This window comes from Paenibacillus sp. GCM10023250 (assembly GCF_042653205.1).
Classification (GTDB): domain Bacteria; phylum Bacillota; class Bacilli; order Paenibacillales; family Paenibacillaceae; genus Paenibacillus_Z.
In genome coordinates this window covers 599,488-619,007 of sequence record NZ_JBHSHY010000001.1, presented here as the reverse complement: position 1 = coordinate 619,007, position 19,520 = coordinate 599,488, and the positions used below count along the sequence as shown (strand labels likewise).

Genomic DNA, 19,520 nt, shown 5'->3' with positions numbered 1-19,520 from the left:
CCGTTACACCTCCTCGTCCGAAGCGGGCAGGATCTCCGCCAGATGGCGCACGATGCTGCCCCGCGTAATCAGCCCGACGAGCCGTTCCTGGTCGTCGATGACGGCGACGTTGGACAGCTGGTTCTGGCTCATGATCTCCACCGCCTCGGACAGGAGGGAGCCGCTGCGAACGACATAACGCACGGGCTTCATGACGTCAGCCACCGTAATGTTCTCCTCCCCGTAATGCTCCAGCACGTTATAGATCGACACGACGCCTTGGAGCTGCTTCCGCCGGTCGATGATGTAGAGCGTATCGACCTTGCGCCGTTCCATGATCGAGATGGCTTCGGCTAATCCCTTGTTGGGGTACGCGGTGACGGGCTGAGTCACCATGACCTCGTTGACGGTCGGGCTCTCGTAGACGTGGTCCTCTTGCTGCAGCCGCTTCTGGCCGATGAAGGATTCCACGAATTCATTGGCGGGGTACCGCAGAATCCGCTCCGGCGTATCGCTCTGGACGACCTCGCCGCTCTTCATGAGGATGATGCGGTCCGCGATCTTGAGCGCTTCGTCCATGTCGTGCGTGACGAAGATAATGGTCTTGTGCAGCTCCTGCTGCAGCCGGACGATCTCGTCCTGCAGCTGCTCGCGGCTGATCGGGTCGAGCGCGCTGAACGGCTCGTCCATCAGGATGATGTCCGGATCCGCCGCGAACGCGCGAATGACACCGATGCGCTGCTGCTGGCCGCCGCTGAGCTCGGACGGATAGCGGTCGCGGTACGTGGACGGCTCCAGTCCCACCAGATTGAGCAGCTCGTCGACGCGCTGCTCGATGCGGGCGGCCGGCCATTTCTTCAAGCGTGGCACGACGCCTACGTTTCGGCCGATCGTCATATGGGGGAATAATCCGATGCTTTGAATGACATAACCGATGCCTCGGCGCAGCTCGACCGGATCGATCTCGCGCGTATCTTTGCCTTTGATCAGAATCGAGCCGCTCGTCGGCGAGACGAGGTGGTTGATCATCTTCATCGTCGTCGATTTCCCGCAGCCGCTCGGGCCGATCAGCACCGTGAGCTCGCCCTGTTTGAATTCAAGGTTAATATTTTTTAACGCTTGATAGCCGTCCGGGTAAACCTTGTTGACATTGTTCATGACAATCATGCAGGTATCCATCCTTTTCGACATACTATTTCCAATGTTCTCTATTTCATCCAAGCGACGAATGGAAATTGGTTTATGGCAAGGGGAGGGGGAGACGATCTTTCAGACTTAACCGCTTGACGAGCCGTTTAAACATGGAAAATCCTAACATGTGCCTGACCGCCAACTTAAACGCCAATATGAAAACAAGCTGCCGCGAGGAACGGCAGCTTGTTCGATCAACGCGATCGTGCGGAAATAAAAGCGGGCACAGGCTGCTGCGCCGGCGCGTCGCGCGTATGCGGCGATTATTGTCTCTTCATATCGCGCGAAGGGTGGATATTGGCGCGTGCCGCTCCGGTTTCTTCGGCCGAATCGTGCAAATCAATGGCGCATCCTGCGATGAGTTGTAAGCGAATTGTAATGAGAATGACATCCGATCTTTAGCTTGTCTTAAGGTGAAGAAGCTATACTGAAACTCGACCCCCTTTAGAATATAATCCTTAGGCCCGCAGCCCGTTGCTGCGGGTCCCTTTTTTTTCGGCGGGCGGCGTTCATCAGGCAGTTGGAACGCAGGCTGGCGCGCGAAACCCGTTAGACCGGCGCGGCTTGGGAGCACGCACGCCGTTCGAGCCCGGCCTCGTCAACCGGCCTTTCCCTTCATGCCCGCCGTCTCTTCTCGATCCGACTTAAAAGGACTTGACATCAAGGTGCTTTATAGTATTATTGTAACTAATTGAATACGGTGAACTTTCTTATCAAGAGCAGGCGGAGGGACTAGCCCGATGAAGCCCGGCAACCGACATACCTTTGGATTTAAAGGTATGCACGGTGCTAATTCTTGCGGAAACGCTGTGTAAGGCGATTCCGAGAGATAAGAGCGAGGATCTGACTTTGCCTGTTAATGACCTTTCTCTTACTCCGGAGAAGGTCATTTTTTGTTGTTATCACTTCATCAACCATGTCATAGGAGGGGCAGAAGACATGCCGATCATCGTTCCCGACCGCGTTACAAATAAGGAGACAGTTGAAGACGACCCGCGAGCGCGTGCGCTCTATGCTGAATTGCCGCGACTGAAGGAATCGGCGCGCGGGCTGGAATATTTGCGTCAGTGCAGGGTTACCCGAATCGAATGCTTTCTGTTCGATGACCAGCCCTTCGAACGGGAGTCGGATATCCGCGGGCTTATCGCGCTCTCCACGAATGCGGGAATCGTCGGTTGTCGGGAATTTGCGGTGCCGCGTTCCGGCCTGAAGGGCGATTTGGTCATGTGGGCTGCGCCGTTTCAGCGCTTGAAAGGCATGAACGTCCTGGAAAGCCTCCGCTTCCCGCAGCTGAAGTCGGAAACATGGGGCGCCGATCGGGCCGCGTTGATCGAATCCGCGTTAGCCGATATCCTCGACCAGGCCGCAGGGCGAGTAACGGACGGCCGCGAACGAAGGGACCTCGTGGATCGCGAAGGGCTATTCGGGCACGCGCAGGCTTACGTCACGTTTTAAGCTGGGCAGAAAGCAGCGGGCTTACCGAAGCTCGCGGCGCTGCCGCGGCGGAATTCCGCCGGCGCGGCCGAAGATCGACGGTCCTTAGGATAAGGCATCCGCATTAGGCAAATCCTGTGAAGGATAACTTAAGACAAGAGGAGCTTGACCGTCGAATCTAGCTCCCGATCAAGGAGGAGACCATGGATCCTATGCGTGACACGAGAACAGGCCTCCTGCTGGCGGTCCTTCTGTTCGGAGCCGCCTTTGGACCGAGCGGGATCAGCGCCGCGCCGGGCAACGAGCCGGGCAACGCGTCGGGCAACGAGCCGGGCAACGAGGCGATCTTGCGCGTAACGGCGGCGCCGAACGCGGCCCGAACGGCCGTCATGACGCTGGGCAGCCCGAACGCCGTGTCGCGGATGCTGAACGGCGGCGTTCGCGTCCGCACGCACTACCTCCCGGTCACGGATGCCTCCATGGCGTTGATCACGGGCGAGGGCAGGCAGACCTTCGCGGTGGATCGCAACGGCTACGTGTACGACCCCGTCAAGGGCGAGAAGATTCTGCTGCGGCGTACGGACCGGCTGCTGCTGAAGAAGCGGGTCGATCAGCTGCGCGGGTCGTATTACGGCCTGCTGCTCCCGTGGGACGAAGCCCAATCGCGCATACCGATGGCGTCGACGTTCGCGCTGACGGACGTGGAGACCGGCAAGACCTTCCGGGTCCAGCGCCGGGCGGGCAGCAGCCACGCGGATGTCCAGCCGCTGACGCGCGGGGACACCGAGATCATGAAGGACATCTACGGGGGCAAGTGGAGCTGGAAAAGAAGGGCTGTGCTCGTCGGGACCGGCGATACTGTGCTGGCCGCCTCGATGCACGGCATGCCGCATGGCGGGGACGGCATCCCGGACAACGGGTTTTCCGGCCATTTTTGCGTGCATTTCCTCGGCAGTACGACGCATAAGTCGCGGAGCGTCGATCCGGAACATCAGCTCATGGTCTATAAAGCGGCCGGCAAGCTTACCGATTACGTCGGGACCCTGAACCAGGACGAGCTGGCTGCCGCGTTCTTCAAAACGTTCAATCTCAAGGAAATCCCGGCGGCCAGAATGCTGTTCGTGGATCCGTACAACGAGACGTTCGAACAATTACTGTCGCAAATGGAACGGATCTCGTCCGACGGCAAGACGGGGAAGACCGCGTATGCCGCCGATGACAGTCTCGTCGCGGAACGTTCGCAGATCGTGAAGCTGTACGCGGCGGGCAGCCGGGTACGGCAAGCGAGACTGGTGCTCCGGCTCGTCCGGGGGACGCCCGCGGAACCGTGGAAGATCGAATCGCTCAGCATCAATCGATTTAATCCGCCATCATAAGCGGATTTTTTTGCTTTTGGAGAGGCGAATGGGGGAATTTCCGGGTTTTTGAAGGAGATTCCGTACAAATTCAGAATATATAGAATATATTCAACATTCGCTAGGCTAGGAGGCTAATTCGTGAAGATTACCGGCATGACCACGTTTCTATTCCCTTGGGGCAGTTTGTTCATCAAGTTGGATACGGACGAAGGGATCAGCGGCTGGGGGGAATGCTCGCCGATGGGCGGACATGTGCTGCAGGCTATGGCCGTCCATGCCTTGAAGCCGCATGTCATCGGCGGGAACCCGTTCGACGTCGAGGTGCTGTGGCAGAAAATGCTGCTCGCGCCATATAAGCTCGGCCCGTCCGGCGCGCAGTCGGAAGCGATATCGGGCATCGATCTGGCCATGTGGGATATCATCGGCAAAGCGACGAATAAACCGGTCTATCAGCTGCAAGGGGGACGCTTCCGGGACCGGGTGAACATTTATTACAGCTACGGCTGGGACGGGAAAGCGACCGTCGACGAGGTGGTCCGCATCATGAGCGAGCAAGTTGAAAACGGATTCACCGTCCTGAAAATGCGCATGAATTACGGCCCGTTGCGAGGGGAGGTCGCGAACGATCCGGCGATTCCGATGATGAAAGCGATCCGCGCCGCGGTAGGCGACGAGGTGAAGATCGGCTTTGACGCGAACAATGGCTATACGGCGCATAAAGCCATTCAGGTCGGACGCCATCTGGAAGAGCATGTCGGACTCGCTTGGTTCGAGGAACCGACGCCGCAATACGATTACTTGGCCATGGCACAGGTCGCGGATGCGCTCGATACCCCGGTCAGCGCCGGAGAGCATGAATATACGCTCTGGCAATTCCGCGATCTCATCCTGCAGGGCAAGGCGGATATCATTCAACCGGATCTGGTCAAATGCGGCGGTCTTACGGAGGCCAAGAAAATCGCCGCTTTGTGCGAAGCATGGAGCAAGCCGATCGTCGTGCATAACACCCAGCCGACCATCGGAACGGCCGCCAGTCTGCATTTCTGCGCTTCCGTCTCCAATGCCATGTACCATCAGGAGTTCACCGGGCATAACGAGAAGCTGTCCGCGCTGTTCCACAATCAATTGGAATTCAAAGACGGATACCTGTTCGTGCCGGACGGCCCCGGACTCGGGCTCGAGGTCAACGAGAACAAGGTGAGAGCAACAGCCGTTTCAATCATGTAAGGGAGGCGAACGACAGGATGGAGCAGCAGCAAACTACGATCCAACCGACGAAAGCGCGGACGGGCCTCGTCGATTGCGACGTGCATCCTTACCCCAGGAATGCGGAGGAAATCCGCTCTTATATGAAGCAGCCTTGGCGGGAGCGCTATAACGGAGGCGGCCGCGGCTTCTACGGCAATCCCGTGCACGGCGACCGCTTGGACGCGAGACCGCCGCAGGGCGGTCCGTCGGGCTCCGATCCGGAGCTCCTCCGCAAGCAGCTGATCGATGAGTACGGACATGGCTATGCGATTCTGATGCCGCGGGCCTTCTGCAACCTGCATCCCGATCCCGACTTCGGAACCGCCATCGCGGCGGCCTACAACGATTGGCTCGCGGATACGTGGCTGAGCCGTTATAATCCGGACGGCGTCTTCAAGGGATCGATTACGGTGAACACGCAGGATCCGCAAGCCGCCGCGCGCGAGATCGAGCGGTGGGCGGGACATCCGCATTTCGTCCAGGTCATGACCGATTCCGGCGCCCGCGCCCCGTTCGGCCAGCGGCAGTTCTATCCGATCTACGAGGCTTGCGAGAAATTCGGCCTGCCGTTCGCCATTCACCCCGGCACCGACGGCATGGGGATAAACGTGCAGCCGTCCCCGGGCTTCCCGACTCACTACATCGAGTGGCATACTTGTCTGTCGCTCGGGTTCCAGGCGCATCTGGTCAGCTTTCTGACGGAAGGCGTATTCGAGCGGTTTCCGGGCTTCAAGATCGTCCTCGTCGAAGGCGGCGTCTCGTGGCTGGCGCCTTTGATGTGGCGGCTGGACGCGGAATATAAAGCGCTCCGGTACGAGGTCCCGTGGCTGAAGCGCAAACCGAGCGAATACTTGCGCGATTATGTGCGGATCACGTCGCAGCCGCTGGAAAGGCCGGACAATGACGCCCACTTGCTGCAAATCTTCGAGATGATGGACGCGGAGCATCTCCTCATGTTTTCCAGCGACTATCCGCACTGGGATTTCGATTCGCCGACCCGCGCGTTCCCGAAGCTGCCGGAGCCGCTGCGCCGGCGAATCTTCTCCGACAATGCGCGCGAGCTGTACAAGCTCGGTTAAGGGAGGGGACGACATGGGGAAACACGTCGTGGGAGCCGTCGCCGAGTTCCCGGCGGGAACGAGACGGATGATGGAAGTGGAAGGACGCGCGATCGGCGTATTCAACGTAAACGGCACGTATTACGCGCTGAAAAACAGCTGCCCGCATCAAGGCGCGCCGCTCTGCGCCGGTACCGTAACCGGCATGACCCTTCCATCGGCGCCGGGCGAATACATCTACGGCCGGGACGGCGAGATCGTGCGCTGTCCGTGGCATGGCTGGGAATTCGACATTACCACCGGCAAATCGATCTTCGACCCGCTCAAATGTCTGGTCAAGACGTACGATGTGACGGTGGAAGCCGAAGCCGTCCCGGAAGTGGAGACGTATCCCGTCACGGTCGAATCCGGGACGATCGTCGTGCACGTGTAGCGCGTCGAACTTGAATCAAAGCGTAACCCTGGCCGCGGCAACGCGGCTTTTTTGCGTTCTCCGGAGCGAATCCAATCAAGGCTGGGCGTGAATCGCCTGCTTGGCATACGCGGCAATTTCGAGCCGCTCCAAGGTTTTACAGTAGTCCTTCGTAATCTCTCCGTCCACCATGTCGATGTCGTCCGCTAAGTAATCCGCTGCGCGTACGTCTACAAACCACTCCCCCGGTTCTGCATCCGGCTGGGCGATCGGTTTCCAAGCCTCCTCCAGCTTGGGGCTGTAAAATCGTCGTGCATCGTCGTCAATACGGCACGACTTTAACCGTAATGGGGAGGTCGTTCCCGGCACGCCTTCATGCACGCTGTTGAATAAATGCGGCCAGTAGTCCTTCCTAGACCCCGTATGCGGGTGGCGTGTCGCCCATTCCAAGGCTTGGGACGTAAATTCCGGATTCTGAAACAAAACGGCATAGAGCTTCTTGCCGAAAAAGATTCGCTCCTGGAGCGACTGGAATCGATAGAGCGTCTGCCCCTGTAGACGATTGCCCTCCGCAGGAAACAGAATGTGATTGAATGCCAGCACATCCTGAAGGTGAAAGAGGAAGGCCATCCATCCTTGTTGTTGATAATCGGGGTGTTGAATCACCCTGTTCTCCAAGCAACTTTGTTCGTTGATGACCAATCCGATGCAAAGCATATGCGTATCCCGGGCTCTCCAAAAATAGTTCCATATCGTGTCCATGAACCCGGATACCTGCAGTCGAGGCAGCAAATAGAACAAAGGCTGATTGTTCTTCAGACTCGCTTCATAGAGCAGAAGCTGCGGGTATACGTCTTGGAAGATCAGCCAGTTGCCGCGCTCCAAAAATCGGAACAAGCCGTCCCGCTCCTTCTCCGAGAGCAGCTTCGTCAGAAACTCGCCCTTGAGATCGGTCATATTCCAGCCGCCGTTTCGCGATACCATATGCCCTAGGAATGCCCAATGGATCTCGGGGTGACGGAGATAAAACGCAAGATAGGCTCGTGTTCGCGTCACATTGTTAAGGTTCAGGTCCCGGGTCGTCCGATTGATGCTGTCCAGGAGCGTTGTCTCCGAAGGGGTTAACGCGGCAAGGCTGGCTGGAGCCTGTTTGAGCCGTTTCATTAATTCCTCGCGGATCGCTTCCAGCGGCGTTTTGTCACGTTTTCTGATCCATAAGATAGGCTTCAACCTCCAGTCGATTTCTCTTCAGATCGAAGCATATAGGATGAATGTATGGCGGATGGTGGAGATTGATGTTTAGATGAAACGAAGTGCGGCAAATCATCGTTATACCGAATAGATTAAGATACGGAGGTGTTCTGGATGGAATTGTTGAAAGGCTTCGGAAAGCTGGCGGGCGATATCACGGGCAGAGTGCTTGGAGGTACCGTGCGTGTCGCCGGGGAACTTGTTCATAGTGATTACATCAAAGTAATCGGGAACGACGTGGAACGCGTGACGGCAAAGACGGGGGAACTGGCAGGCCAAGCAGCGAGCGGCGTGTGGGACGTTAGCGCCGGACTCATCACGGCGGATAAGCAGCAGGCGAAAGCCGGATTCGACGAGCTTGGCGTTGCGGCCACGACGGCGGTTAGAGGCGCCGGCCAGGGAATCGAATACGTGGTCGAAAGCGGAAAAGAGGTCGTGACCGGCATGAAGGAGAACGACACGCAATTGATGAAGGAGGGCGCCAAGAAGCTGGGTCGAGCGGCTGCCGTAACCATCCTTGCCGTCGGCGTCATCGACATCGTTGATGGTCCGGACGCAGCGGATACCTAAGAGAACGTCATATTCGCGCTTCGCGTCCCTTCATACAGCGGAGGGGGAACGACGGTACGGAACCGAAAAAAGGCAGCCGATCATCACAGGATCGGCTGCCTTTTCCCGCTGTACGCCTAAGACGCGGACTTGACGGCTCGAGCGCCGAGGAGGCGCCGCGACAGCAGCAAGCCGAACGCCAAAAAGAGGGCAACGACGAAGCCATACAACAAAAGGTACCCGCCCGCGCGGTAGACGAGGCTGCCCACGATCGGACTGCACGCCATGCCCATGTAGCGAAAGAAGTTGTACGCCCCCACGGCGGTCGCGCGGTTAGTCGTGAAAGCGCCCGTCAGCAGCGTCGTCTGCACGGGGAGCGAGAGCCCGAGGAAGAAGCCGAAGCAGATAATGCCCGTGAGCAGCCAACCCAGCGAGATCGAGTAGAAGAGCAGGAAGAACAACACCGAAGACGCGTTCAGAAACGTCGTCAGCACGATAACCTTTTTGCCGTCGATCCGCGCTTGGATCTTGCCGCCAAAGAAGCTGCCGATCACGATGCACAGCGACATCGGCAGAAAGACCAGCCCCTTCTGCTCGGCGGACAAGCCATACCGATCGCTTAAAATGTCCGGCAGAAAGACAAGAAAATTATAAAACACGTAATATTGCACGAACCCCAGATAAATGACCGACGATCCGACCCGGTTCCGCAGGATGACGGCGAAGTCCCGGAAGCGGAAGCGCGCGGCTTCGCCGCTGTCGGGCTTCGTTTCCTTCAGACACAGGTAGTTCAGCAGCAGCACCAGTATCCCGGTCGCCGCCAGCGCGAGAAACACGGAGTGGAAATTGAACCGTCCGCTCAGGAAGCCGCCGATGACAGGCCCGAGCACGGGGCCGAGCGACACCATCATCTGAAACGTCCCCATGGCTTGGCCTCGTTCGCGGCCGTCGAACAAGTCGCTGATGACGGTAACGGCTACGACGGATCCCGCCGCGATTCCGATCGCTTGGAGCGCGCGGAAGACGAGCAGCAGCTCGATGTTCCCGGAGAAGTAGCACCCGGTCGAAGCGAGCACGTAGAGCGAAATGCCGAAGAGCATGACGCTGCGGCGGCCCTTCGAGTCCGTGAGCGGGCCATAGATCATCTGCATGATGGCCAGGAAGAACGTAAACACGGAAATCGTCAGGTTCACGACGAAGGAAGTTGAGTGAAGTTGACTTGCAACCTCGGGCAGGACCGGCGTATAAATGGTTTGCGTGAACGGCCCCAGAAAGGCGGCAAACGCGACCAAATACACCACAAATGTTCGATTCATGATGCGTAATCCTTTCTCTATAAATGGTTGTCGTATGGACATCGTACCGGATCGCGATTATTTATTCCAACGCATTTCATGTTATAATCTCATGAACTAGAAGGAATGAATGGAGCGTGAGGCGAGTGGAGCTGCTTCAATTGCACTATTTTCTCGCGGTGGCGCGCTCGGAGCATGTGACCGAAGCCGCGCGGCATCTGCACGTGACGCAATCGTCGTTAAGCAAAACGATTCAGCGCCTGGAAGAGGATCTCGGCGTTCCGCTATTTGACCGGGTCGGGCGGAAGCTGCGGTTGAACGATTACGGCCGGCGATTTTTGCGCCGCGCGGAGAGAGCGCTGTTCGAGCTGGAGCAGGGGCGAGTGGAGCTGCGCGATCTATCCGGCCCGGATCACGGCACGCTCGAATTGGGAGTGACGACGGCGGGCATACTGCCCAATATCCTCCGGGAGTTTCGCAAGAAGCGGCCTTCGATTCATTTTCATGTGCAAATGCTGACTACGCAGGAAATGGTGACGCTGCTCGACCGGGGAGAGGTGGATTTTTGTCTGTCCTCGCCGCCCATCACACGGGATGGCATTGAATGCCAAGTCGTGTTCGTCGACCCGATTCTCTTGGCCGTTCCGAAGGGGCACCGGCTGGCGGGGCGAAGCCGCGTATCCTTGGCCGAGCTGCGGGACGAATGGTTCGTCGGGGTCAAGAAAGGGTTCGGGACGCGCGATTTGATGGACGAGGAATGCAGATCGGTCGGGTTCGAACCTCATTACGTATACGAGGGGGATGAGCCTGCGAGGCTGACCAATCTGGTGGAAGCCGGCATCGGGGTTGCGTTCGTCCCGAGCACGGCCAGGAATCCGCGGGCGCACGTCGCGTATCTTTACGTGGAGACGCACCTGGCGGTCCGGGAAATCGCGCTATTGTGGCACAAGAGCCGCTACATCTCGCAGGCCGCCAAGGATTTCCGCGAGGTGGTCGTGGATTATTTCGCGCGGTTGTCCGGTCGGACAAGTTCGTAATCGAGACCAGGCAGCCGCTTCCGCGGAGATAGGAAACCGATGATCGGGGCAGGCTACATGAAGAAACGTTGATTATACCTTGGATAGGAGACGAATGAATGAAGACCTTGGTCATCATCACGCATCCGAATATGGAGACGTCCCGCGTCAATAAAGCGTGGCGCGATGAATTGCAGAAGCACGGGGAAATTACGGTTCACGAATTGTACGCGGCGTATCCGGACGAAAAAATCGACGTCGCCCGCGAGCAGAAGCTGATCGAAGCCCACGACCGCATCATTTTTCAATACCCGCTCTATTGGTACAGCTCGCCGCCGCTGCTCAAGAAGTGGTTCGATGACGTCCTGCAATACGGCTGGGCCTATGGAACGCCGGACGCCAGTAAAACGGCAGGCAAGGAAATCGGCGTGGCCATCTCGACGTACGGAACGGAAGCCTCTTACCAGCCTTCCGGTTTCAATCGGTTTACGCTGCAAGAACTTCTCCGTCCGGTCGAAGCGCTGGCTCATTTCATCAGCGCTGATTATCTGCCGCATTTCTCGTTAAGCGATGTATCCAACTTGACGGACGAACGGCTGGCGCAGAGCCGGCTCGATTATATCCGGCATATCCAGAGCGTGAAGCCTGTGGCGGCAGCACGGGTTTAATCTGCGATTGTATCGACCGCGATGATCTCGCGGTTTTTTCATGATCTCATGAAGGCATCGGCGGACGGACGCCACATTCGAGAATGATTAGTAAAAAATAATTATTTACCGATCGTTCTACATGCGGTATAAATAGATCACGAACAGGGGAGCATGAGCGGCATGCCGCGAGCCTAGGAAATGGATGAGCTTGTGTCCATTCGTAATATCACTGTTGAAGGATGGTAACCATGTCAAACTTGCAATTCGCTGAACTTTGCGTCAAACGCGACAGCCTCACGAGAAACCTGCCGGAAGGCAACGAAGAACTGCAATGGGTTTCCAATACAGCCGTTCTTATCTATGGCGAAAAAGATGCCGTCTTGGTCGATACCTTCATTACGATCGAACATAACCGTATGCTGCTGAAGTGGATCAAGACCTTCAACCGGAATTTGACGTACATCTACGTGACACACGGCCACGGCGACCATTTCTTCGGCATCAAGCAATTGAAAGAAGCGTTCCCCGAGGCGAAAGCCGTCGCGACGCCAGGCACCGTAACGGCATGTTTGAAGCAAGGCAAGCTGATTGAAAGTTTTTGGGATCAATTATTCCCCAATCAAATTCCTGAGCCCCAGGTGTTTCCCGAAGCGATCGATGCAGCCTCGTTTGAGCTGGAAGGACATCGGCTGGAAATCATCGAAGCGGGGTTCACGGATACGGCAAATACGACCGCACTTTGGGTTCCCGATCTTGAATTGCTGGCGGCAGGCGATGTCGTCTATAACGGCATCCATTCATACCTGGCCGAAACAACAGAGCAATCCCGGCTAGAATGGATCCGAACGTTAGATCGCTTGATCGACCTTAATCCGAAATATGTGATTGCGGGACACAAAGTCCCCGAAAATGATAACAACCATGGCATCTTGAATGAAACGAAACAGTATCTGCTGGACTTCATTCGGCTGGACCACGAAACGGACACCGTTGACGATTTATACAATGCCATGCTTGCGCTTTACCCAAGCCGCGTGAATCCCGGATCTCTATGGGGCTCGGCGAAGGCTGCCAAAGCGTAAAGCCCGGAGCGGCCGAATATTCGAAGCCATACAAAAAGCGCACCCCGATTCAAGACGAATCGGGGTTATTGTTCGTGCTACAGCGGTTTGACCGACTCCCGGATAACGAGGCTGGTCGACAGCAGAATCTTCTTGTGACAGCGCACGGCGTCGCTGCCGAGCTCGAAGAGCAGCCGCGCGCCTTCGTAGCCGAGCGCTTCGAAGTTTTGCCGGACGGTGCTGAGCGGCACCTTGGCGAACTTGGCGCTTTCGAAATCATCGAAGCCCATGATGGAGATCTCATCGGGGATGCGGATGCCTTCCTGCGTCAGCCGCTCGACGATCTCGAGCGCCCGCCTGTCGTTGACGCAGAAGAGAGCCGTCAGCTCGCCGCTCTTGACGGCCGCGATCAGGCTGTCGTAATCCAGATCCCGCGAGAAGTACAACGTCTCATCGTTCGGAACGAGGGAGGCGTCCTGCATGGCGCGTTGATAGCCGTAATACCGTTCGGCCTCGGCGCTTAAGTAGAAATCGTAGGCGGCGAATCCGATCTTCCGGTGGCCTTGGGCGATGAGGTAGGCGACGGCCTCGTAGGCGCCGTCGTTATTGTTGCACGTGATGCAATCGACCGGGAAGCCGGAGGGGATCCGGTCGAGCATCACGAACGGAATGGACTTCTTGCGGATATCCTGCAGATACGCCTTGGCGGCGTTCGGATTGACGGAATAGATCAGCAGCCCGCGCGTTTCCGATCGGATCAGCTTCGTGATCAGCTCGCGCTCCTGCTCGAAATCGTTTTCCACGAACTCGATGATCAGCTTGCAGCCCTGCCGGCTCAGGAAGGATTGGACGCCCTTCGTGATGAGCAGGTAGGAGCTGTCGTACAGCGCATTGCCGGAGATGATGAAGGTGACATAGCGCGTCGCAGCATCAGCCGTCGTCCCCCGGTTCGACACGAAGCTGCCTTTCCCCCGGACGCGGTAGATGACGCCTTCGTTGACCAGCTCGTTCAATGCTTTCCGCACCGTGATGGAGCTGACATCCAGCAGCTGCGAGAACTCGGATTCGCTCGGGATGCGGCCGTCCTTGCCGAGCGTGTTGTTTTCGATTTGCGTGAGCACATAATCCTTGACCTGCTGATACTTTGGCGATATCGAGTCGTTCTTGCCCATAAATCGTCTCCTTCAAGTGGGGTGAAAGCACTAGTTCTTTTGATTATAAGTTAAAATTCTCCTAAAGTATACTAACTCATATTCATAACTAATGTCAAAATACGAATTGACGGTCCAAATAGTATGTGTTACATTTTGGGAAAAGCATAATAACCTCTTGATAGTTGGTATGTGAAACAATGAGATTTACAGGCTGGAAGGCATAATGATGCGAGCCGAGAGAAGCGCGGCCGGCGGAGGAGGTATCCGATAAACCTTGCTATGGCGCATCTTTTCAGAAATGAATGCGCTGTCAATTTTTTGCGGCCGCATCGTGCAACAGACAAGCTTCATGGGGATCGAACAGGAGGTGCGGTCAAAACATAGAGCGGATAGAACGCATATGCAGTTCGAATAACTTCGTATACGAGGTTTGCAGTCATTCGGCAAAAGGGAGTGTTGTCATTGCATGCTAACGATCGAAGCATCCGAACGCGGATGTGGAAGCATCGCTATCTGTACCTCATGGTGCTGCCCGGGTTTCTGACCGTGCTGATCTTCAATTACTTTCCGATGTACGGCATTTTGATCGCGTTTAAAGATTTCAGCGCCGCGCAGGGCATCTTGGGCAGCTCGTGGGTCGGCTTGAAGTATTTCAACGCGTTCTTCCGCGACCCCATGGCCTTCAACGTATTGAAGAACACGCTGCTGCTTGGCTTATACACCTTGTTCTGGTCGTTTCCGGCGCCGATCATCCTCGCGCTGTTATTTAACGAGCTAAAAAGTAAGCGCTTCAAAAAACTCGTGCAAACGGTTTCTTACTTCCCGCACTTCATATCCGTCGTCATCGTGGCGGGATTAATCAAGATCTACACGGCACGGGACGGCTTCATCAACCACGTAATTACGCATTTCGGCGGGGAGGCGGTGTCGTTCCTGCTGGAACCGGGCTGGTTCCGGACGATCTTCATCTCGTCGGGGATCTGGCAGGGGGTCGGCTTCGGCGCGATCATCTATCTGGCCGCGATGAGCGGCATCGATCCGTCGCTGTACGACGTCGCCGACGTCGACGGCGCGGGCAGATGGAAGAAGGTCCGGCACGTCACCTGGCCGTCCATCCGGCCGACAACCGTCATTCTGCTCATCTTCGCCATGGGCGGGGTGCTGGGCACGGATTTCCAGAAGGTCATCCTGCTGTATAATCCCGCGACGTACAGCGTGGCGGACGTCATCGGGTCCTACGTGTACCGTCAAGGGATATTGGGGGCGCAATACGCGTACACGACCGCGATCGGGCTGTTCATGTCCGTCATCTCGTTCGTCATTCTGTTCATCACGAACTGGATCAGCCGCAGGCTATCGGATACGAGCTTGTTTTAAGGGGGGAGAGCAATGAGGAAGGAAAGCCTCGGCTCCAGAATGTTCGACGTGCTCAACATCTTCATCATGCTTCTGATCTTGGTTGCCGTGCTGTACCCGGTGTTCAACATCATCGCCACGTCCTTGAGCGGCGCGCGCTACGTGGCCAAGGGAAGCGTTACGATCTGGCCCCGCGGATTCGAGTTCAAGGCGTATACGGACATTTTCAAGGATCGCTTGATCTTCACGGGCTATCTTAACTCGATCGGGTACGCGCTCGGCTCTACGTTCGTCATGCTGCTCTTCACGTCGCTGATGGCGTATCCGCTTACCGTGCCCGGCTTTATCGGTAAGAAGTTTTTGAGTCTTTTTCTCATGATTACGATGTTTTTCGGCGGCGGCCTGATCCCGACCTACCTGCTGATCCGCAACCTGCATCTGCTCGATACGTTCTGGGTCATGGTCATCCCGGGGGCGGTCGGGGCGTATAACGTGTTTTTGTTCCGGACGTTCTTCGCGAATATTCCGTCCGAGCTGAAGGACGCGGCGCTGATCGACGGCGCCAACGAAGTCGTGGTGCTGTTCCGGATCATCCTGCCCTTATCGAAGCCGCTGCTGGCCACCTTCGCCTTGTTCGGCATCGTTGGAAGCTGGAACAGCTGGTTCGAGGCGCTGATCTATCTGCAGGACCAGGCCAAGTACCCGCTGCAGATGGTGTTGCGCAACTATCTGTTCACCTTGGATAACAATGCGATTCAAGGCAGGGTAGGGGCCAGCAATGTGGCCATCAATTCGCCGGGCTCCCTGATGGACCCCAAGTCCATTCGAATGGCAGTCATCGTCGTCACCATGTTCCCGATCATGATCATTTACCCGTTCTTTCAGAAGTATTTCACCAAAGGCATGTTCGTCGGCTCGATCAAGGGCTAGCCGGCCGCCGGATGGATCGCATGCGAAGAAGAGACGGACCGTGGAGGGGAGGCGCGTAAGCATCGGTCGTTCTGCGCATCGTCATCATATCGCATCACAATCCGATCATTTCCATTCCAATTGGGGGTACAGGCATGCACGCAAAAGCAGCGAAACTGGGCGTCGTCTCGACGATCTGCGCATCCGTCATTCTGGCGGCAGGGTGCAGCGACGGCAACAACGGCAACAACGCAGCAACCCAAACCGACCCGTCATCCGCGGATAGCGCGGCGCCAAGCGGCGGGACGCTCAGCTTTACGGTCGCGCTCTCGGCCAACGGCGTGGACAACGCGAAGAGTCCCATCCAGCAAGAATGGCTGAAGCTGATGGAGCAGAAAATGGGCAAGAAAATCGACATCAAATGGGACTACATTCCGTCTTCCGATTACGACCAGAAGGTTAAGCTGATGATCGCGAGCGATAACTTGCCGGATTTCTTCGCCACGCCGCTGTTCTACGATACGTCCGACATGGTGAAGAACGGCCAGATCCTCGACCTGAGCCAGTACAAGGACGACATGCCCAACTACCTGAATTATTTGAGCCAGGTGAAGAACGGGGTGGCGCAGGTCACCAACGCCGACGGCAAAATGTATTATTTCAAAGAAACGTCCCTGCCGCGATTTCCGAAGGACACGGGGATGCTCATTCAGAACGTGTCCTCCTACCGGTACGACCTGTTCCAGCAGGACAAGATTCAGATTCCGTCCACGCTGGACGAGCTGTACGCCGCGGCGAAGAAGCTGAAGGAGCTGTATCCCGACAAGTATCCGATCAACTCCCGCTGGAACGACTTGCGCTCGCTGTTCAACGCGAACCACGTCGTGGACGACATCTATTGGGACGGCAGCCAGTATACGTACGGCGTCTTCCAGCCGGGATTCAAGGAAGCGCTGCAGTTCGCTCATCAGCTGTACGACGAGAAGCTGCTGGATCCGGAGTACCTGACCGATACGGACGATACGCTGAAGCAAAAGGCGCTGAACGGGGACAACTTCATCTGGCTGGCGCAATGGTTCACGGATCCGGGCAACTATACCCGTACGGCGGGCGACGGCAAGATCTTCGCCGTGTCGCTGTACCCCGACAATCCGAAGTACGGCAAGTCGTGGCAGAACGTCGCCAACGGCAACACGCCGGACCTGGGCTGGGCCACGTTCTGCATCAACGCCGACGTGAAGAATCCGAAGGACCTCATCAAATTCATCGACCTGCAGTACGATCCCGAGGTCATCCGGCTGATCACATGGGGCGAGGAAGGCAAGACCTTTACGCTGGACGCGGACGGCAATCCGACCTTCACGGACGAATTCAAGCAGGCCGACGATCCCTGGGTGGTCGGCGACAAATACGGCATTCGCGCCAGCAAGCACTATTCGCCGGGCCTGCAGATCGCGGCCGATTCGAAGGCGTTCGTGGACTTCGCCGCGATGGACTACACGTATTTCAACGGCAAATACGAGGAGTCGCCGATCGAGAAATCGCCGTACCTGCGCAGCCTGCCGATGCCGAACAACGACTACGTGCCTTCCTCGTACACCGCGCCGACGCTTCAATTCACGCAGGCCGAGAGCCAGCAGATCTCGGAAGTGATGACGCCGATCAAAACGTACGTGCTGGAGCAAGAGTCCAAATTCGTGGCCGGTAAGGCCAGCTTCGACGACTGGGATACGTTCATCGCCAAAGTGAAAGGGATGGGCGACCTCGACAAGGTGCTGCAAATCTACAACGATGCCGCCAAACGAGTCGTGTCCAAGTAAGCCAGGGTCAGCGCAAGGCTCGCTCGCGATTGCCGCGTGCGATTAATGGAGAATCGGGAGGTTATGATGATGAACACGGCAAGAGGCAAGTTGGCAGGGGTGATAGCGTTGGTGCTGCTCGTGTCGATGATGATGCCGGGAATGTCCTTGGCGAAGCCGGCGCCGGTTAAGAACGCGCCGTTCATGATCAAGGTCGTGGACGCGGAGACGGGCAGGGGAATTCCGCTCGTCGAGCTGAGAACGACGAACAGCATTTCGTTCTACACGGACAGCGCCGGCGTCGTCGCGTTCGACGAGCCGGGGCTGATGAACGCAAAAGTCTTTTTCCACCTCTCGAGCGACGGGTATGCGTATCCGAAGGACGGCTTCGGCTACAACGGCACGGCCGTCGACGTGAAGCCCGGCGGAAGCGTGACGCTGCAGATGACGCGGCTCAACGTCGCCGAGCGGTTGTATCGCGTCACCGGCGAGGGCATCTACCGGGACAGCACACTGCTCGGCCTGCCGACGCCGATCAAGGAGCCGCTGCTGAACGGCCAGGTCATGGGCCAGGATTCCGTTCAGACGATCGCGTATAACGGCCGGCTGTACTGGTTCTGGGGCGATACGGACCGGCCCGGCTATCCGCTCGGTAATTTCCGCGTGACGGGCGCGACGTCCAAACTGCCGGGCAAAGGCGGACTCGACCCGGATGCCGGCGTCGATCTCGCGTACATCGCCAATGCGGACGGCTCGGTCAAGAGCCTCGTGCCGCCGCTGCCGGACGGTGCCGGCATCGCCTGGATATTCGGGCTCATGACGGTCAAGGACGACAAAGGCAAGGAGCGGCTGCTGGCCCCTTACAGCACCCATGCGCCCGAGACGCGGGCCTACGGCATTCTGATGTTCAATGACAAGACGCAGCAGTTCGAACCGGTCGCGGACTTCCCGGCCAAGGATCAGAACGATTGGCGCCACGCCGGCGAGAACGGTCAGTCGGCGTACTATGAGGAGAACGGCAAGGGCTACTGGGTGTTCACCGAGCATCAATTCCCGAACCTGCGGGTGGAGTCGAAGCTGAGCGCGGTTCTGGATTACACACAGTGGGAATCGTTCACGTGCCTGGCTCCCGGCGCCCAATACGACGGCGCCAATACGAAGCTTGACCGCGACGCGGACGGCCGGTTGATCTGGGGCTGGAAGAAGAACACGCCGATGATCTCGCAGGAGCAGGAGAAGGAGCTGATCGGGCTCGGCTTGATCAAGAGCGGCGATCCGCAATATTACCAGCTGAAGAGCGCGGCCGACGGCGAAGAAATCCAGCTTGCCCAGGGCTCGGTCGAATGGAACGACTACCTGAAGCAATACGTCATGATCACGCAGCAGAAGTTCGGCAGGACGTCGCTGCTCGGCGAGCTCTGGGTCGCCGCGGCGCCGTCGCCGCAAGGGCCGTGGACGAAGGCGGCGAAGATCGTGACGCATGACAACTACACGTTCTACAATCCGGCGCAGCATGCCGTCTTCGCCAAGGACGGCGGACGGACGATCTATTTCGAGGCGACGTATACCAACACGTACACCGATCATCCGCCGACGCCGCGGTACAACTACAATCAGCTGATGTACAAGCTGGACCTGGCCGATCCGCGCCTCGGACTGGTCCCCGCTCCAGAAGAGGCCAGCGTGCATCCGTACGCGTAACACGGTTCCTCTAACCCCCGCCGGGCCATTCGCCCGAGCGGGGGTTTTGTATGAAAAACCGACAAGAAGCTTACCGATTCGCGAAATATTGTGATTTCC

General features: G+C 57.3%; 17 protein-coding genes and 1 riboswitch. Of the genes, 13 read left to right on the top strand and 4 right to left on the bottom strand.

All coding sequences use genetic code 11. From position 1 onward, the window contains the following. Positions 1 to 3: 3 nt before the first annotated feature. Positions 4 to 1,146, bottom strand: a complete 1,143-nt coding sequence (locus ACFPB1_RS02810; RefSeq protein ID WP_379221628.1) for an ABC transporter ATP-binding protein — start codon at positions 1,144 to 1,146, stop codon at positions 4 to 6. A 731-nt stretch (positions 1,147 to 1,877) separates the two neighbouring features. Then, a riboswitch (SAM riboswitch) is annotated at positions 1,878 to 2,006 on the top strand. A gap of 103 nt (positions 2,007 to 2,109) precedes the next feature. Between ACFPB1_RS02810 and ACFPB1_RS02805 the strand changes: the two genes are divergently transcribed. From ACFPB1_RS02805 to ACFPB1_RS02785, 5 genes are all read left to right on the top strand, one after another. Further along, positions 2,110 to 2,625 (top strand): hypothetical protein, encoded by a 516-nt coding sequence (locus ACFPB1_RS02805; RefSeq protein ID WP_379221626.1) that lies wholly within the window; start codon positions 2,110 to 2,112, stop codon positions 2,623 to 2,625. A 182-nt stretch (positions 2,626 to 2,807) separates the two neighbouring features. Then, positions 2,808 to 3,980: a hypothetical protein gene (locus ACFPB1_RS02800; RefSeq protein WP_379221624.1), complete on the top strand. Its 1,173-nt coding sequence runs from the start codon at positions 2,808 to 2,810 to the stop codon at positions 3,978 to 3,980. A 120-nt stretch (positions 3,981 to 4,100) separates the two neighbouring features. Beyond that, a complete protein-coding gene (locus ACFPB1_RS02795) occupies positions 4,101 to 5,189 on the top strand; it encodes a mandelate racemase/muconate lactonizing enzyme family protein (RefSeq protein WP_379221623.1) in 1,089 nt (362 codons plus the stop codon). Positions 5,190 to 5,206: 17 nt separating this feature from the next. Next, positions 5,207 to 6,289 carry an amidohydrolase family protein gene (locus ACFPB1_RS02790; RefSeq protein ID WP_379221621.1) on the top strand — a complete coding sequence of 361 codons (1,083 nt, stop codon included), beginning with the start codon at positions 5,207 to 5,209 and terminating at the stop codon, positions 6,287 to 6,289. Between the two features lie 13 nt (positions 6,290 to 6,302). Beyond that, complete coding sequence (locus ACFPB1_RS02785) at positions 6,303 to 6,701, top strand: Rieske (2Fe-2S) protein (RefSeq protein WP_379221619.1); 399 nt, start codon at positions 6,303 to 6,305, stop codon at positions 6,699 to 6,701. A gap of 75 nt (positions 6,702 to 6,776) precedes the next feature. Here the strand turns inward: ACFPB1_RS02785 and ACFPB1_RS02780 are convergent, their stop codons facing one another. After that, complete coding sequence (locus ACFPB1_RS02780; RefSeq protein WP_379221705.1) at positions 6,777 to 7,901, bottom strand: DUF2515 family protein; 1,125 nt, start codon at positions 7,899 to 7,901, stop codon at positions 6,777 to 6,779. A gap of 144 nt (positions 7,902 to 8,045) precedes the next feature. Between ACFPB1_RS02780 and ACFPB1_RS02775 the strand changes: the two genes are divergently transcribed. Next, positions 8,046 to 8,501: a hypothetical protein gene (locus tag ACFPB1_RS02775; RefSeq protein WP_379221617.1), complete on the top strand. Its 456-nt coding sequence runs from the start codon at positions 8,046 to 8,048 to the stop codon at positions 8,499 to 8,501. A 116-nt stretch (positions 8,502 to 8,617) separates the two neighbouring features. Here ACFPB1_RS02775 and ACFPB1_RS02770 read toward each other — a convergent pair whose 3' ends face one another. Continuing rightward, positions 8,618 to 9,796 (bottom strand): MFS transporter, encoded by a 1,179-nt coding sequence (locus ACFPB1_RS02770; RefSeq protein WP_379221615.1) that lies wholly within the window; start codon positions 9,794 to 9,796, stop codon positions 8,618 to 8,620. 125 nt (positions 9,797 to 9,921) lie between these two features. Here ACFPB1_RS02770 and ACFPB1_RS02765 point away from each other — a divergent pair, with 125 nt between their 5' ends. The 3 genes from ACFPB1_RS02765 (at position 9,922) to ACFPB1_RS02755 (ending at position 12,523) form a co-directional block, all read left to right on the top strand. Next, complete coding sequence (locus tag ACFPB1_RS02765; RefSeq protein ID WP_379221613.1) at positions 9,922 to 10,812, top strand: LysR family transcriptional regulator; 891 nt, start codon at positions 9,922 to 9,924, stop codon at positions 10,810 to 10,812. Between the two features lie 98 nt (positions 10,813 to 10,910). After that, the gene (locus ACFPB1_RS02760) at positions 10,911 to 11,459 is read left to right on the top strand and encodes an NAD(P)H-dependent oxidoreductase (RefSeq protein WP_379221611.1); all 549 of its coding nucleotides are present in this window, start codon (positions 10,911 to 10,913) and stop codon (positions 11,457 to 11,459) included. A gap of 230 nt (positions 11,460 to 11,689) precedes the next feature. Next, a complete protein-coding gene (locus tag ACFPB1_RS02755) occupies positions 11,690 to 12,523 on the top strand; it encodes an MBL fold metallo-hydrolase (RefSeq protein ID WP_379221609.1) in 834 nt (277 codons plus the stop codon). 77 nt (positions 12,524 to 12,600) lie between these two features. On the opposite strand, the gene ACFPB1_RS02750 is transcribed toward ACFPB1_RS02755, so the two are convergent. Beyond that, positions 12,601 to 13,674: a GntR family transcriptional regulator gene (locus ACFPB1_RS02750; RefSeq protein ID WP_379221607.1), complete on the bottom strand. Its 1,074-nt coding sequence runs from the start codon at positions 13,672 to 13,674 to the stop codon at positions 12,601 to 12,603. 477 nt (positions 13,675 to 14,151) lie between these two features. Here ACFPB1_RS02750 and ACFPB1_RS02745 point away from each other — a divergent pair, with 477 nt between their 5' ends. The 4 genes from ACFPB1_RS02745 (at position 14,152) to ACFPB1_RS02730 (ending at position 19,421) form a co-directional block, all read left to right on the top strand. Beyond that, on the top strand, positions 14,152 to 15,033 hold the full coding sequence (locus tag ACFPB1_RS02745; RefSeq protein WP_379221702.1) for an ABC transporter permease: 882 nt from the start codon (positions 14,152 to 14,154) through the stop codon (positions 15,031 to 15,033). Between the two features lie 12 nt (positions 15,034 to 15,045). Beyond that, positions 15,046 to 15,942, top strand: coding sequence for a carbohydrate ABC transporter permease (locus ACFPB1_RS02740; RefSeq protein WP_379221604.1), 897 nt, complete (start codon positions 15,046 to 15,048; stop codon positions 15,940 to 15,942). A gap of 134 nt (positions 15,943 to 16,076) precedes the next feature. Continuing rightward, positions 16,077 to 17,741 carry an extracellular solute-binding protein gene (locus ACFPB1_RS02735; protein WP_379221602.1) on the top strand — a complete coding sequence of 555 codons (1,665 nt, stop codon included), beginning with the start codon at positions 16,077 to 16,079 and terminating at the stop codon, positions 17,739 to 17,741. A 69-nt stretch (positions 17,742 to 17,810) separates the two neighbouring features. Continuing rightward, the gene (locus tag ACFPB1_RS02730) at positions 17,811 to 19,421 is read left to right on the top strand and encodes a hypothetical protein (protein ID WP_379221600.1); all 1,611 of its coding nucleotides are present in this window, start codon (positions 17,811 to 17,813) and stop codon (positions 19,419 to 19,421) included. Positions 19,422 to 19,520 lie beyond the last annotated feature (99 nt).

Bases quoted from the DNA above. Each gene is read 5' to 3' on its own strand.
- ACFPB1_RS02810 (WP_379221628.1), bottom strand. From the start codon at position 1,146: ATGATTGTCATGAACAATGTCAACAAGGTTTACCCGGACGGCTATCAA.
- ACFPB1_RS02805 (WP_379221626.1), top strand. From the start codon at position 2,110: ATGCCGATCATCGTTCCCGACCGCGTTACAAATAAGGAGACAGTTGAA.
- ACFPB1_RS02800 (WP_379221624.1), top strand. From the start codon at position 2,808: ATGGATCCTATGCGTGACACGAGAACAGGCCTCCTGCTGGCGGTCCTT.
- ACFPB1_RS02790 (WP_379221621.1), top strand. From the start codon at position 5,207: ATGGAGCAGCAGCAAACTACGATCCAACCGACGAAAGCGCGGACGGGC.
- ACFPB1_RS02785 (WP_379221619.1), top strand. From the start codon at position 6,303: ATGGGGAAACACGTCGTGGGAGCCGTCGCCGAGTTCCCGGCGGGAACG.
- ACFPB1_RS02775 (WP_379221617.1), top strand. From the start codon at position 8,046: ATGGAATTGTTGAAAGGCTTCGGAAAGCTGGCGGGCGATATCACGGGC.
- ACFPB1_RS02770 (WP_379221615.1), bottom strand. From the start codon at position 9,796: ATGAATCGAACATTTGTGGTGTATTTGGTCGCGTTTGCCGCCTTTCTG.
- ACFPB1_RS02760 (WP_379221611.1), top strand. From the start codon at position 10,911: ATGAAGACCTTGGTCATCATCACGCATCCGAATATGGAGACGTCCCGC.
- ACFPB1_RS02755 (WP_379221609.1), top strand. From the start codon at position 11,690: ATGTCAAACTTGCAATTCGCTGAACTTTGCGTCAAACGCGACAGCCTC.
- ACFPB1_RS02750 (WP_379221607.1), bottom strand. From the start codon at position 13,674: ATGGGCAAGAACGACTCGATATCGCCAAAGTATCAGCAGGTCAAGGAT.
- ACFPB1_RS02745 (WP_379221702.1), top strand. From the start codon at position 14,152: ATGTGGAAGCATCGCTATCTGTACCTCATGGTGCTGCCCGGGTTTCTG.
- ACFPB1_RS02740 (WP_379221604.1), top strand. From the start codon at position 15,046: ATGAGGAAGGAAAGCCTCGGCTCCAGAATGTTCGACGTGCTCAACATC.
- ACFPB1_RS02735 (WP_379221602.1), top strand. From the start codon at position 16,077: ATGCACGCAAAAGCAGCGAAACTGGGCGTCGTCTCGACGATCTGCGCA.
- ACFPB1_RS02730 (WP_379221600.1), top strand. From the start codon at position 17,811: ATGAACACGGCAAGAGGCAAGTTGGCAGGGGTGATAGCGTTGGTGCTG.